Here is a 12,679-nt window from a genome sequence, read left to right as displayed (position 1 = left end):
TTCGCGACGGCGCGCCCGCGCGCCGTTGTCGCTGCCATCCTGGCCCATCGGCCGCGCCCGGTTCCACCTCGTGCGCGCGCCCGTGCGCTCGTGCGCCGGAGCGCCCCGTGGGGTCAGCCGCTGTACGGGGACACGACGACCTCGACCCGCTGGAACTCCTTGATGTCGGAGTACCCGGTGGTCGCCATCGTCCGGCGCAGCGCGCCGATGAGGTTGACCGTCCCGTCCGCCTGCGTCGAGGGACCGTGGAGGATCTCCGCGAGGGAGCCCACCGTGCCCACGTGCACCCGCTCGCCGCGGGGCAGGACGGGGTGGTGCGCCTCGGAACCCCAGTGCCACCCGCGCCCGGGCGCCTCGCTCGCGCGCGCCAGGGCGGCGCCGAGCATGACGGCGTCCGCACCGCAGGCGATGGCCTTGACGAGGTCCCCGGAACGGCCCACGCTGCCGTCGGCGATGACGTGGACGTAGCGGCCCCCCGACTCGTCGAGGTAGTCCCGCCGGGCGGCGGCCACGTCGGCCACCGCCGTCGCCATGGGGACGTGGATGCCCAGCGAGCGGCGCGTGGTGTGCGCCGCCCCGCCGCCGAAGCCGACGAGGACCCCTGCGGCGCCGGTGCGCATGAGGTGCAGGGCCGCGGTGTAGGTGGCCGCTCCGCCGACGACGACGGGGACGTCCAGCTCGTAGATGAACCGCTTGAGGTTCAGCGGCTCGGCGCGGGAGGAGACGTGCTCGGCAGAGACGGTCGTGCCGCGGATGACGAAGAGGTCGACGCCCGCCTCGACGACGGTGCGCCAGTGCTCCTGGGTGCGCTGCGGTGACAGGGACCCCGCCACGGTGACCCCGCCGGCGCGGACCTGCTTGAGGCGGGCCGTGATGAGCTCGGGCTTGACCGGCTCGGCGTAGAGCTCCTGCATCCGCAGCACCGAGCGCTCCTCGGAGAGCTCGGCGATCTCGGCGAGGATGGGCTCGGGGTCCTCGTACCGGGTCCACAGGCCCTCGAGGTCCAGGACGCCGATGCCGCCGAGCCGGCCGAGCTCGATCGCGGTGGCCGGGCTCATGACCGAGTCCATCGGCGCGGCCAGGACGGGCAGGTCCACGTGGTACGCGTCGATCTGCCAGCTCACCGAGACGTCCTCCGGGTCGCGGGTGCGCCGCGAGGGGACGACGGCGACGTCGTCGAAGCTGTACGCGCGTCGTGCGCGCTTGGCCCGGCCGATCTCGATCTCGTTGCTCACGCCCCGAGGCTACCGCTGCGGCGCGCGCTCACCACGTGGCGTCCGAGGGCGGGACGGCGAGGCCGCGGGCGGCGTCGTACCCGAAGGCCACCTCACGGGAGGTGTCCCACGCGAGCGTCCAGCCGAGCTCGGCGAAGAGGTGGTCGAGGAGGTTGCCGGTGAAGCCCCACACCCAGCCGCTCCTCGTGCGGAATCCGGCGCTGCGGAAGACGGGGCCCGCGGGGGCGGCGATCCGCACCGTCGCCCGGGCTGCCGGGTCGAGGAGGTCACCGACCGGCACCCGCAGGGTGTGCAGCACCTCCCCCGGCTCGACGACGGAGACGACGTCGGGGTGCTCCGTCCAGCCCAGCACCGGGGTGACGGCGTACCGGCTCACCGGGACCAGGACCGGCGGCAGCGGACCGAGGACCTCGACGCGCTCCGGGTCCAGGCCGGTCTCCTCCTGGGTCTCGCGCAGAGCGGCCCCCACCTCGCCCGCGTCGTCCGGCTCCACCCGTCCACCGGGCAGGGCGATCTGGCCGGGGTGGTGGCGCAGGTGGTCGGCGCGGCGGACGAGGAAGACCTCGGTGCCGGCCGCGGTCGGGGTGAACAGGGCCAGGACGGCAGCGGCCCGGTAGCCGGCGGCGGTCGCGGCGTCGTAGGTGTGGAGGCCGCCCAGGGGCGTCATGGTCCCGGCACGCCCGCGCTCGGCCAGCGCCGTCAGGTCCGCCCGGGCGCGCCCGGGCGGGGCGCCGGCTGCGGGGTGGCTGTCCACCGGCCCAGCCTAGGTCCGGCCCGTCCCCGCACGGTTACCCGGGCGTGGGTGGTCGGTGCCAGGGTGGGGGCAGTGAAGGAGACCACCATGACCAGCTGGCCGCACGGGCCGTTCCTCGGGTTCGACACCGAGACCACCGGCGTCGACGTCGATCACGACCGGATCGTCACGGCCGCCCTGGTGCGCCGCGACGCCACGGGGACGTCCGTGCGCACCTGGATCATCGACCCCGGCGTGGAGATCCCGGCGCCGGCCGCCGCCATCCACGGCGTGAGCACGCGGCGGGCCCGGGCCGAGGGCGCCCCGCCGGCCCGAGCGCTGGAGGAGATCGCCGAGGAGATTGCCCGTGCCCAGCGCGAGGGTGTGCCGATCGTCGCCTACAACGCGGCGTTCGACCTCGCCCTCCTCGAGCGGGAGCTGCACCGCCACGGCCTGGTCCCGCTCGCCGAGCGGCTGGGCCACGACTGCATGCCGGTCATCGACCCCTTGGTCCTGGACCGCGCGCTCGACCCCGGGCGGCAGGGTCGGCGGACCCTGGGCGACCTGTGCCTGCACTACGCGGTGGCCGACGGGGCCGACCTGCACACTGCCGAGGTCGACGTCGTCGCGACCCTCGACGTCCTCGGGCGCATCGCCGCCCGGTACCCCGACGTCGCGGGCCGCACGCTCGCCGAGCTGCACGACTGGCAGGTGGTGCACCACCGCAGCTGGGCCGAGGGCGTTCGGGCGGCGAGGGCGGAGCGTGGTGCCAGCGGTCCCGGACCCGACACCGGCTGGCCGATGCCGGTGGGGCCGACGACCCGGTGCCGTCGCGGGGTCCGCGGGTGGCTCCGGCGCCACGGGTGGCGGTCGGGCTGGTTCCGGCGGCGCGGGCGGCTCACGTGGCGCGCCTAGCTCCGCCGGCCGGGGCGGCCGCGGCGCCGGTGACCCCGCCGGGCTCAGCGCCCGCCGGCGTAGTTCGGGGCCTCCACGGTCATCTGGATGTCGTGGGGGTGGGACTCCTTCAGACCCGCCGAGGTGATCCGCACGAACCGTCCTCGCTGCTGCAGCTCGGGGATCGTGCGCGCGCCGACGTAGAACATGGACTGGTGCAGCCCGCCGGTGAGCTGGTACGCCACGGCGGACAGCGGGCCGCGGTAGGGCACACGACCCTCGACGCCCTCCGGGACGATCTTGTCGTCGGTGTCGACGTCGGCCTGGAAGTAGCGGTCCTTGGAGTACGAGACGCGTCCCCGCGAGGCCATCGCCCCGAGGGAGCCCATCCCGCGGTAGTGCTTGTACTGCTTGCCGTTGACGAAGATGAGCTCGCCGGGCGACTCCTCGCACCCGGCGAGCAGCGAGCCGAGCATGACCGTGTCCGCCCCGGCGACGAGCGCCTTGGCGATGTCGCCGGAGTACTGCAGGCCGCCGTCGGCGATGACCGGCACGCCGGCCGGCTTGGCCGCCTGGGCGGCGAGGTGGACGGCCGTGACCTGCGGGACCCCGACGCCGGCGACGACCCGGGTGGTGCAGATCGACCCGGGGCCCACGCCGACCTTGACGGCGTCGACGCCGGCGTCCACGAGTGCCTGCGCCCCCTCGCGGGTGGCGACGTTGCCGCCGATGATCTGCAGCGACGCGAAGGCCTTGTCCTTCTTCATCCGCGCGATCATCTCCAGCAGGAGCCTCGCCTCGCCGTTGGCGGTGTCGGCGACGAGGACGTCGGCCCCGGCCTCGGCCAGGGCCGCGGCCCGGTCCCACGCGTCGCCCCAGTAGCCGATGGCGGCACCGACCATGAGCCGGCCGTCGTCGTCCTTCGTGGCGCGCGGGTACTGCTCGGACTTGACGAAGTCCTTGACCGTGATGAGCCCGCGCAGGCGCCCGGCGTCGTCGACGAGGGGGAGCTTCTCGATCTTGTGCTTCGCCAGCAGCGCGGCGGCGTCTGCCGACGCGATGCCGACCGGGGCGGTCACCAGCGGCATGGGGGTCATCGCGGAGCGGACGGCCCGGGTGGCGAAGTCCGCCGGCGGGATGAACCGCAGGTCGCGGTTGGTGATGATGCCCAGCAGCACGCCCTCGTGGTCGACCACCGGCAGCCCGGAGACGCGGTAGCGCCCGCAGAGGGCGTCGAGCTCGGCCAGGGTGGCGTCCGGCCCGATGGTCACGGGGTCGCTCACCATGCCCGACTCGGAGCGCTTGACCACGCGCACCTGCTGGGCCTGCTCCTCGATGGAGAGGTTGCGGTGCAGGATGCCCAGACCGCCCTGCCGGGCCATCGCGATGGCCATCCGGGCCTCGGTGACGGTGTCCATCGCCGCGGACACGAGCGGGACCCGCAGCGTGATCCCGCGGGTCAGCCGGCTCGAGGTGTCGACCTCGGAGGGGATGACGTCGGTCGCCCCGGGCAGGAGGAGGACGTCGTCGTAGGTCAGCCCCACGAGGCCGAACGGGTCTGCGGGTGCGGTCGTCTCGCTCACCCCGTGATAGTACGTGCGCACGGCGCGGGCCCGCCGTGGCGTCCCGCTCCTCGGGGGAACCGGCTGCTCAGTCGCTCGAGGGAACCGGCCGGCTCAGTCCTCGAGGATCCCGGCGATCTCCTCGACCGCTGCGGTGGGGGTGCGCACGCGCCGCACGCGGGGCAGCCAGACGTCGGGCGGGTGCTCGCCGAGGAGGAACACCTCGATGTCCCCGCGCTCGGCCACCGCACGGACGAGCTCCTCGGCCCCCGGCGGGTGGCCGAGGACGGCGAGGACCCGCGCGCCGCGGCTGTCCAGGGCGGCGAGGAGGTCGTCGGCGCCGCCGGCGTTCTCGGCGCGCAGCACCCGCGCGCTCACGCCTCGCTCGGCCAGGGCGCCGCCGATGACGTGGGCGCGCAGCCGGTGGTCGTGCCCGGCGCAGAGCAGGACGGTGCGCCGCGGCTCGGCACCGGTCCGGGCGTGGTGGCCGCGCTCGGCCTGCGCGGTGACGTCGCGCACCGCGGTGAGGACCGCGGCCTGGACCATCTCCTCGGGGTCGACGCCGGGACGGTCCGAGCGGTCGCGCTTGCCGAGCATCGACAGGGCGGGCCGGGCCAGCGCCGTCCACGCGCGCACGATGCCCTTCTCACGGACCTCCTGGGCGAGCATGCGCTGCACGCGCGGCTGGTCGGGCTCCATCGCGGCGGCGGCCAGGGAGAGCGGGTCCACGAGCAGCGGCTCGTGCGGCACGGACGGACCCGGCGCGCCGTCGAGGGACGGGGCCTGCTGGAGGTCCTCGGGGTCGGCGCTCATCGCCGCGCGGGCGGCGTCGGCCGGGGCGACGCCCTGGAGGGTGAAGTGGCGCATCCGCTCGAGCCGGGCCACGTCGTCGGGCGAGTAGCGCCGGTGCGCGCCGGCCTCGTGCGCCGTGGGGCCGAGGCCGTAGCGCCGGTCCCAGGTGCGCAGGGTGGACGCCGCCACGCCCAGGCGGGCCGCCACCGCAGCCACGGTCAGGGGGACGCCCTCCTGGGCCTGGATGGCGCTGTCGTCTCGGCCGTCGCCGGCGTCGGGGGTCGCCGTCATCGCCTCGGCTCCACCCTCTGCCACATGGTCATGAAGCGATCTTGACGCGATCCATGCCCGCGTGCCACTCGGCCCGGCCGCACCGCCGACGAAACGTTTCGTGAATCAGTTCCGAAAGGGGCTTGAACAAGTTGCGCATCGGTTGGTAGGTTGAGCGCGGCAACATCGATTCGCCGAGTGGTCGGCGTGACGGAAGGACGAACGACATGGCTGAGCTGTCAAGGCTTCCCGGCCCGGTGATGGACCTCTGGGAGTGGCAGTACGAGGGCGCGTGCCGCGATGCCGACCCGGACCTGTTCTTCCACCCGGAGGGTGAGCGTGGGGGCACCCGCCGTCGGCGCGACGAGGCAGCGAAGGCCGTCTGCGCCACCTGCCCGGTGATCAACGAGTGCCGGGAGCACGCGCTCAAGGTCCGTGAGCCGTACGGCGTCTGGGGCGGCCTCAGCGAGGACGACCGCCTGTCCATCCTCTCCGGCACCACCGAGCGCCGCGCCTCCTGACCGCTGCGGGCGGCCGGGGCCTGCAGGGGAGCCCCGGCAGCTCGGCGCCGACACACCGCAAGCCCGGCGCGTGACCACTCGACCAGCACGCCGAGGCCCCGGTCTCCTTCGGGAGGCCGGGGCCTCGTCGCACTGTCAGGCGCTTCGTCGCGCTGTCAGGCGCGGGTCACGTCTCGTCCACCGTGACCGCGCTCGACCCGGCCCTGGTGACCACTGGAGGTGACGAGGCCCCGGTCTGCTCCAAGAGACGAGGCCCCGGTCTGCCCCACAATGACGAAGCCCCGGTCTCCACCAGGAGGCCGGGGCTTCGTCGCGCTGTCAGGCGCGGGTCACTTCTCGACGATCGCGAGGATGTCGCGCGCGGAGAGGATGAGGTAGTCCTCGCCGGCGTACTTCACCTCGGTGCCGCCGTACTTGCTGTAGATGACGACGTCGCCGACGGCGACGTCGAGCGGGACGCGGTTGCCGTTGTCGTCGACACGGCCCGGACCGACAGCCAGGACGGTGCCCTCCTGGGGCTTCTCCTTGGCGGTGTCCGGGATGACCAGACCGGACGCGGTGGTCTGCTCGGCCTCGAGGGTCTGGACGACGATACGGTCCTCGAGCGGCTTGATGGAGACCGACACTGCGGACCTCCCCTTCGCATGTGATGGGACGGATCAGGGATGACGCCACCATCACCGTGGACGCCCGCCGTCGCGGGGGTCGGGCGCGTCAGGTTCCGGAGGCGCTGCCGCGGCCAGCGGCCGCGTCTGGTGCCAATCTAGGCGTGAGTTAGCACTCGGTCAAGGTGAGTGCCAACGTGTCCCCACCGGCCGGTCGGTGGCACGATCGACGGGTGGACCCCTCCGCCGTCGCCGCGCTCCTCAGCCCCGAGGGCCGGGCCCTCCTGGAGGGTCTGCCTCCTTACGCCGAGGCGGACGCGCTGCGTCTGGGCACGGCCCTGCGAGCGCGGGGGACGGACCCCGCCCTCGTGGCAGCGGCCCTGACCCAGGCCCGGCTGCGCCAGCGCGCCCGGGCGAAGTTCGGCGACGCCGCGGCGACGATGTACCTCACCCCGGCCGGCCTGGAGCAGGCCACCCGCCGGGAGGTGGCGGCGCACCACGCCCGGCGCTACGCCGCTGCGGGCGCCGGCATGGTCGCGGACCTCGGCTGCGGCCTGGGCGGGGACGCCATGGCCCTCGCCACCGCGGGCGTCCGCGTCCTGGCCGTCGAGGCCGACGCGGCGACGGCGGCCCTGGCCGCCGCCAACCTCGCTCGCTTCCCCGGGGTGGAGGCCCGCCACGGCGACGCCCTCGCGGTCTCCCTCGACGGGGTCGACGCCGTCTTCGCCGACCCGGCCCGCCGCACCGGCGGCGGCCGGCGCGTCTTCGACCCGGCGGCGTACTCCCCGCCGCTGGGGGCTCTGCTGGACCTGCGGACCCGGGTGCCGGACCTCGGCCTCAAGGTCGCGCCCGGCATCCCCCACGCCGCCCTGCCCGCCGACGCGCACGCGCAGTGGGTCAGCGTCGACGGTGACGTCGTCGAGGCGGGCCTGTGGTTCGCCGGCCTCGCCCCCGAGGGCCCGGGCCGCTCGGCCCTCGTCCTGGGGCCGCGCGGCGCGGCCGTGCTCGCCGAGCCCGCCCCCGTCCCGGCGGACGCACCGGTGCGCGCCGGGCAGGTACGCCCGCTGGCGGCGTTCCTCCACGAGCCCGACGGCGCGGTCATCCGCGCGGGTCTCGTGGCCCGGCTGGCCGAGGACCTCGGCGCCGGACTGGTGAACGAGGACATCGCCTACCTCACCGGCGACGCCCCGGCCGCGAGCCCGTTCGCCACCTCCTACCGGGTGCTCGACCTGTTCGACTTCGGTCTCAAGCGGCTGCGCGAGTACCTCCGGACCCGGGACGTGGGCGCCCTGACCATCAAGAAGCGGGGCACCGCCGTCGAGCCGGAGCAGCTCCGCCGGCGGCTGGGACTCGCCGGGCGGGCGAGCGCGACGGTGGTCCTGACCCGCCTCGCCGGACGCCAGGTCGTGATCGTCGTCGAGCCGGTGTGACAGCGCCCGGGCCGGCCGAGGCCACGGCGCGCCGCACGCGCGAGGGCGCGCCGCGGAGCACTCCGCGGCGCGCCCGGGCGGATCAGCCGGAGATGACCACCTTGAGCGCCTTCGTCTCGGCGGCGCGGCCGAAGGTGTCGTAGGCCTCGAGCATCTGGTCGAAGGTGAAGCGGTGGGTCGCGAACTTCTCGGCCGGCAGCTTCTTCTGGGCGACGAGCTTGAGGAGCATCGACGTCGTCGACGTGCTCACCAGGCCCATGGTGATCGCGATGTCCTGGATCCACAGGTCCTGCAGCGGGAGCTCGACGGCCTTGCCGTGGACGCCGACGTTGGCGACCGAGCCACCGGACCGGACGAGCTTGAGGCACGTGTCGAAGGTCGCCGGGATGCCGACGGCCTCGATCGCGACGTCGACACCGAGGCCGTCCGTCATGGCCTTGACCGTCTCGACGAAGTCCGGCGACCCGCTGTTGACGCCGTCGGTGGCGCCGAAGGCCTTGGCCATCTCGAGCCGGTTGTCGTCGAGGTCGATGGCGATGACGCGCGCCGCACCGTAGAGGCCCGCGGTCATGATCGCGGCCAGACCGACCGGCCCGGCACCCACGACGGCGACGACGTCGCCCGGCTCCACCTTGCCGTACCGGACGCCGATCTCGAACCCGGTGGGCAGGATGTCGGAGAGCATGACGGCGGCGTCGTCGGAGACGCCCTCGGGCACCTTGTACAGGGAGTTGTCGGCGAAGGGCACGCGGACGTACTCCGCCTGGGTGCCGTCGATGAGGTGGCCGAAGATCCAGCCGATCCCGCTCGCCCCCTCGTCCGCGAGGCAGTGCGCGTACAGGCCCTGGTGGCAGTACGAGCAGGAGCCGCACGCGCTGATGCACGAGATGATGACCCGGTCGCCGACCTTGAGGGTGGTCACCGCGGCGCCGACCTCGGTGATCGTGCCGACACCCTCGTGGCCGAGGATGCGTCCGTCGGTGACGGCGGGGACGTCGCCCTTGAGGATGTGCAGGTCGGTCCCGCAGATGGTGGTGGTCTCCACCTTCACGACGACGTCGGTGGGGTCGATGATCGTGGGGTCCGGGACGTCCTCCCAGGCCTTGTTGCCGGGTCCGTGGTAGACGAGTGCCTTCATGGTTCCTCCGAGCCGGTGCCCTGCAGCATCGGTCGGTGCTGTGACACAGGACACGCTCGTCCCAGCGTCCTCGTCCCGCTATGTCCGGGAACGGGCCCTTGGTCCCGAGCACGGTCCGGCCGCCGGCGCTCGCGGGCCACCCGCCCCGGGCGTGCGTCGCGGCCGGGCGCCACGCACGGCACACTGGCCCCGTGGACCTGCCCTTCGCCCCCTCGCGGCGCTCGACGGTCGGTCTGGAGTGGGAGCTCCAGCTCGTCGACGCCGACTCGGGCGACCTGCGCCAGGCCGCCACCGCCGTCCTCGACGGCGTCGCCCTCCCCGACGGCCGCGGTCACCCCAACGTCCACCCCGAGCTGCTGCTCAACACCGTCGAGGTCGTCTCCGGCGTCAGCGAGAGCGTGGGCCAGGCGGGCGCCGACCTCGCGCGCGCGGTGACGGACCTGCGCGCGGTGACCGACCCGCTGCGCATCGAGCTGGTCGGCGCCGGCACGCACCCGTTCGCGCGGCCGGCCTTCCAGAAGGTCACCAACAAGGACCGCTACGCCACCCTCATGGACCGGACCCGCTGGTGGGGCCGGCAGATGCTGCTCTACGGCGTGCACGTCCACGTCGGCATCGAGGACCGCGCCAAGGTGCTGCCGATCATCGGCGCGCTGCTCACCCGGTTCGCCCACCTCCAGGCGCTCGCCTCGTCCTCGCCCTTCTGGGCCGGTGAGGACACCGGCTACGCCTCGAACCGGGCGATGATGTTCCAGCAGCTGCCGACGGCCGGCATCCCCTACCAGTTCGGGCGCTGGGCGGATCTCGAGCACTTCGTCGGGGACATGACCCGCACGGGCGTGATCGACTCCTTCGACGAGCTGCGCTGGGACATCCGTCCGTCGCCGCGGCTGGGCACGATCGAGGTGCGGGTCTGCGACGCCTCACCCACCCTGCGCGAGACGGTGGCGCTCTCCGCGCTGACCCACTGCCTGGTCGAGCACTACTCGACGATGCTCGACCGCGGGCTGGAGCTGCCCACCGTCCCACGGTGGTTCGCGGTGGAGAACAAGTGGCGCGCCGCCCGGTACGGGATGGAGGCCATCCTCATCCTCGACGACGCGGGCGAGGAGGAGCTGGTCGGCGAGACGGTCAGCCGCATGCTCACCGAGCTCGCGCCCGTCGCCGAGCGCCTCGGCTGCGTCGAGGAGCTCGCGGACGTCGCCGCGATCGTCGACGGCGGCGCCTCGTACCAGCGCCAGCTCGCCGTCGCGGGACGGTCCGGTCTCGACGGGGTCGTGGAGTCCCTGGTTCGGGAGATGCGCGCGGGCCACCCGCTCTGACCCCGCGCGCGACCATCGCGGACGGGTCGCGGCTCGCGTGCGGAACGCCAACCCGTCGGCGCGCCGGGCTCGGCGCTCCTCCGCATCGACCAGTACTTGTCATCACCTAGTAGCGGGCGATACCGTCTCGGTGTGGCCCCCGCTCCCCCGCGCGACCCCCAGCTGCTCAAGGGTGTCCTGCCGATGCTCGTCCTGGCGGTCCTGCGCCAGCGCGACTCCTACGGCTACGACCTCGTCGTGCGCCTGCAGGAGACGGGGCTGACCGACATCTCCGCCGGGTCGGTCTACCCGGTGCTCGCACGTCTGGAACGCGAGGGCCACCTGCGCTCCTACCTCGTGCCGTCCGCGTCCGGGCCCGCCCGCAAGTACTACGCGCCCACCCCGGCCGGCCTGACCCACCTGGCCGAGCAGCGCCGTGCCTGGCAGCAGCTTGGCAACGTCGTCCGCATGGCCCTGACCCCGCCGCCACGAACCGAGGAGTCCCCATGACCAGACTCGCCGACACCGCCCGCCGTGAGGCCTACCTCGCCGGCCTGGCCCTGTGGATGGACGAGCACCCGGGTCACGAGCGACGGGCGGTGCGGGCCCAGCTGCGCACCCACCTCGACGAGGCCGCCGCCCACTCCTCGATGCGCGAGGCCGTGGCCTCGCTCGGCAGTGCCCGGGCCCTCGCCCAGGAGTACACCGCCGCACTGCCCCCGGGCCGGGTCCGGTGGGCCCTCGGCCTGAGCTGGGCGACCGGCTGGCTCCTCCTGTGCCTCGTCGCGCTGGCCGTCTTCGCCGCCGCGCTGGCCCAGGTCGCGCCCGACCTGCCCGGCGGCGCGAGCGCCCGGCTGCTGTGGGCGGAGGTCACGGTCGTCCGCTCCGCGGACGCGGCCTCCCTCGAGGTGACGAGCACGGTCCCGTGGAGCCTCGTCGTGGCGGCCGTGCTCTTCGTGACGACGTCGCGGCTGTGGCGGGTCCTGCCCGGACGGCGCCGGGAACCGGTGGGGGCCTGACCGGTCGGCACCTGACGGGACGGCGCCTGACGGGACCGCGCCGGGACCGGTCGACGCCTGACGGGACGGTGGCTGACGGGAGGCGGCGGCACCGGTGGGGACCCCCAGGCCCCGAGGGCCTCAGACCCGGATGGTCTCCAGCGGCATGCCCGAGTCGGTGGGCAGCTCCAGCGACGACGGCGCGGCCCCGGCCCGCACGAGCGCCGCGCCGAGCGCCGCGATCATCGCCCCGTTGTCGGTGCAGTACCGGATGGGCGGGATCCGCAGGGTGATGCCGCGCTCGGCCGCCCGTTCGGCCGCGAGCTCGCGCAGGCGCGAGTTGGCCGAGAAGCCGCCGCCGATGACGAGGGTGTCGATCCCGTCCATCGCGCACGCGTCGAGCGCCTTGCGGGTGAGGACGTCGGCCACCGCCTCCGAGAAGCCCGCGGCGACGTCGGCCGCGGGCACCTCCTCGCCGCGGTCCTGGCACCCCTCGACGTACCGGGCCACGGCCGTCTTGAGGCCGGAGAAGGAGAAGTCGTAGGCGTGGCGCACCTTGTCCTTGCCGGCCGAGAGCCCCCGTGGGAACCGGATCGCCTGCGGGTCGCCGGTGCGGGCGAGCCGGTCGACGTGCGGACCGCCCGGGTAGGGCAGGCCCAGGAGGCGGCCCACCTTGTCGAAGGCCTCCCCCGCCGCGTCGTCGAGGGTCTGGCCGAGCTCGACGACGTCGGTGGCGATGTCCCCCACCCGCAGCAGCGACGTGTGCCCGCCGGAGACCACGAGCGCGATGAAACGGTCCGGGAAGGGGCCGTGCACGAGCTCGTCGACGGCGGCGTGACCGATGACGTGGTTGACGCCGTACAGCGGCTTGCCGGTGGCCAGCGCGAGGGCCTTCGCGCCGGCCGAGCCGACCGTGAGCGATCCCACGAGGCCGGGACCGGCGGTCACGGCGATCGCGTCGACGTCGCTCAGCTCGAGCGAGGCCGCCTCGAGCGCGGCGTCGATGGTGGGGAGGAACGCCTCGAGGTGGGCCCGCGAGGCCACCTCCGGGACGATGCCGCCGAACCGGGCGTGCTCGTCCATGGACGAGGCGGTGACGTCGGCGAGGAGCTCGCGCCCGCGCACGAGGGCCACGCCGGTCTCGTCGCAGGAGGTCTCGATGCCGAGGACGATGGGGTCGCTCACCGCCCCAGGATAAGC

Annotated in this window: 13 protein-coding genes; 6 read left to right on the top strand and 7 right to left on the bottom strand. The window is 74.4% G+C overall.

All coding sequences use genetic code 11. The annotated features are described in order from the left end of the window. Positions 1–113: 113 nt before the first annotated feature. Together AAEM63_RS03855 and AAEM63_RS03850 are read right to left on the bottom strand one after the other, a co-directional pair. A complete protein-coding gene (locus AAEM63_RS03855) occupies positions 114–1,235 on the bottom strand; it encodes a GuaB3 family IMP dehydrogenase-related protein (protein ID WP_341360336.1) in 1,122 nt (373 codons plus the stop codon). A gap of 28 nt (positions 1,236–1,263) precedes the next feature. Further along, on the bottom strand, positions 1,264–1,989 hold the full coding sequence (locus AAEM63_RS03850) for a CoA pyrophosphatase (RefSeq protein WP_341360335.1): 726 nt from the start codon (positions 1,987–1,989) through the stop codon (positions 1,264–1,266). Positions 1,990–2,076: 87 nt separating this feature from the next. Here AAEM63_RS03850 and AAEM63_RS03845 point away from each other — a divergent pair, with 87 nt between their 5' ends. Further along, positions 2,077–2,883, top strand: a complete 807-nt coding sequence (locus tag AAEM63_RS03845; protein ID WP_341360334.1) for an exonuclease domain-containing protein — start codon at positions 2,077–2,079, stop codon at positions 2,881–2,883. Between the two features lie 44 nt (positions 2,884–2,927). Here the strand turns inward: AAEM63_RS03845 and guaB are convergent, their stop codons facing one another. Both guaB and AAEM63_RS03835 read right to left on the bottom strand, forming a co-directional pair. Next, positions 2,928–4,445: an IMP dehydrogenase gene (gene guaB, locus AAEM63_RS03840; protein ID WP_341360333.1), complete on the bottom strand. Its 1,518-nt coding sequence runs from the start codon at positions 4,443–4,445 to the stop codon at positions 2,928–2,930. 93 nt (positions 4,446–4,538) lie between these two features. Next, entirely contained in the window at positions 4,539–5,507 is a 969-nt protein-coding gene (locus AAEM63_RS03835) for a MerR family transcriptional regulator (protein WP_341360332.1), read from the bottom strand. A 206-nt stretch (positions 5,508–5,713) separates the two neighbouring features. Between AAEM63_RS03835 and AAEM63_RS03830 the strand changes: the two genes are divergently transcribed. Further along, positions 5,714–6,007, top strand: coding sequence for a WhiB family transcriptional regulator (locus AAEM63_RS03830; protein WP_123917215.1), 294 nt, complete (start codon positions 5,714–5,716; stop codon positions 6,005–6,007). A 329-nt stretch (positions 6,008–6,336) separates the two neighbouring features. On the opposite strand, the gene groES is transcribed toward AAEM63_RS03830, so the two are convergent. Then, the gene (gene groES, locus AAEM63_RS03825; protein WP_123917213.1) at positions 6,337–6,633 is read right to left on the bottom strand and encodes a co-chaperone GroES; all 297 of its coding nucleotides are present in this window, start codon (positions 6,631–6,633) and stop codon (positions 6,337–6,339) included. A 212-nt stretch (positions 6,634–6,845) separates the two neighbouring features. Here groES and AAEM63_RS03820 point away from each other — a divergent pair, with 212 nt between their 5' ends. Next, a complete protein-coding gene (locus tag AAEM63_RS03820) occupies positions 6,846–8,042 on the top strand; it encodes an SAM-dependent methyltransferase (protein ID WP_341360331.1) in 1,197 nt (398 codons plus the stop codon). Positions 8,043–8,124: 82 nt separating this feature from the next. Here the strand turns inward: AAEM63_RS03820 and AAEM63_RS03815 are convergent, their stop codons facing one another. Then, complete coding sequence (locus AAEM63_RS03815; protein WP_341360330.1) at positions 8,125–9,180, bottom strand: zinc-dependent alcohol dehydrogenase family protein; 1,056 nt, start codon at positions 9,178–9,180, stop codon at positions 8,125–8,127. Positions 9,181–9,371: 191 nt separating this feature from the next. On the opposite strand from AAEM63_RS03815, the gene AAEM63_RS03810 reads away from it, so the two are divergent. The 3 genes from AAEM63_RS03810 to AAEM63_RS03800 all read left to right on the top strand — a co-directional run bounded on the left by AAEM63_RS03810 (position 9,372) and on the right by AAEM63_RS03800 (position 11,500). After that, entirely contained in the window at positions 9,372–10,502 is a 1,131-nt protein-coding gene (locus AAEM63_RS03810; protein ID WP_341360329.1) for a glutamate--cysteine ligase, read from the top strand. 132 nt (positions 10,503–10,634) lie between these two features. Next, positions 10,635–10,991, top strand: a complete 357-nt coding sequence (locus AAEM63_RS03805; protein WP_341360328.1) for a PadR family transcriptional regulator — start codon at positions 10,635–10,637, stop codon at positions 10,989–10,991. Continuing rightward, positions 10,988–11,500, top strand: coding sequence for a hypothetical protein (locus AAEM63_RS03800; protein WP_341360327.1), 513 nt, complete (start codon positions 10,988–10,990; stop codon positions 11,498–11,500). The genes AAEM63_RS03805 and AAEM63_RS03800 overlap by 4 nt, the downstream gene beginning before the upstream one ends. 120 nt (positions 11,501–11,620) lie before the next feature. Here AAEM63_RS03800 and tsaD read toward each other — a convergent pair whose 3' ends face one another. After that, the gene (tsaD, locus tag AAEM63_RS03795) at positions 11,621–12,664 is read right to left on the bottom strand and encodes a tRNA (adenosine(37)-N6)-threonylcarbamoyltransferase complex transferase subunit TsaD (RefSeq protein WP_341360326.1); all 1,044 of its coding nucleotides are present in this window, start codon (positions 12,662–12,664) and stop codon (positions 11,621–11,623) included. Positions 12,665–12,679 lie beyond the last annotated feature (15 nt).

Source organism: Georgenia sp. M64 (assembly GCF_038049925.1).
GTDB lineage: Bacteria > Actinomycetota > Actinomycetes > Actinomycetales > Actinomycetaceae > Georgenia.
The sequence above is the reverse complement of the archived record's forward strand: the minus strand, read 5'-3'. Positions and strand labels throughout refer to the sequence as shown.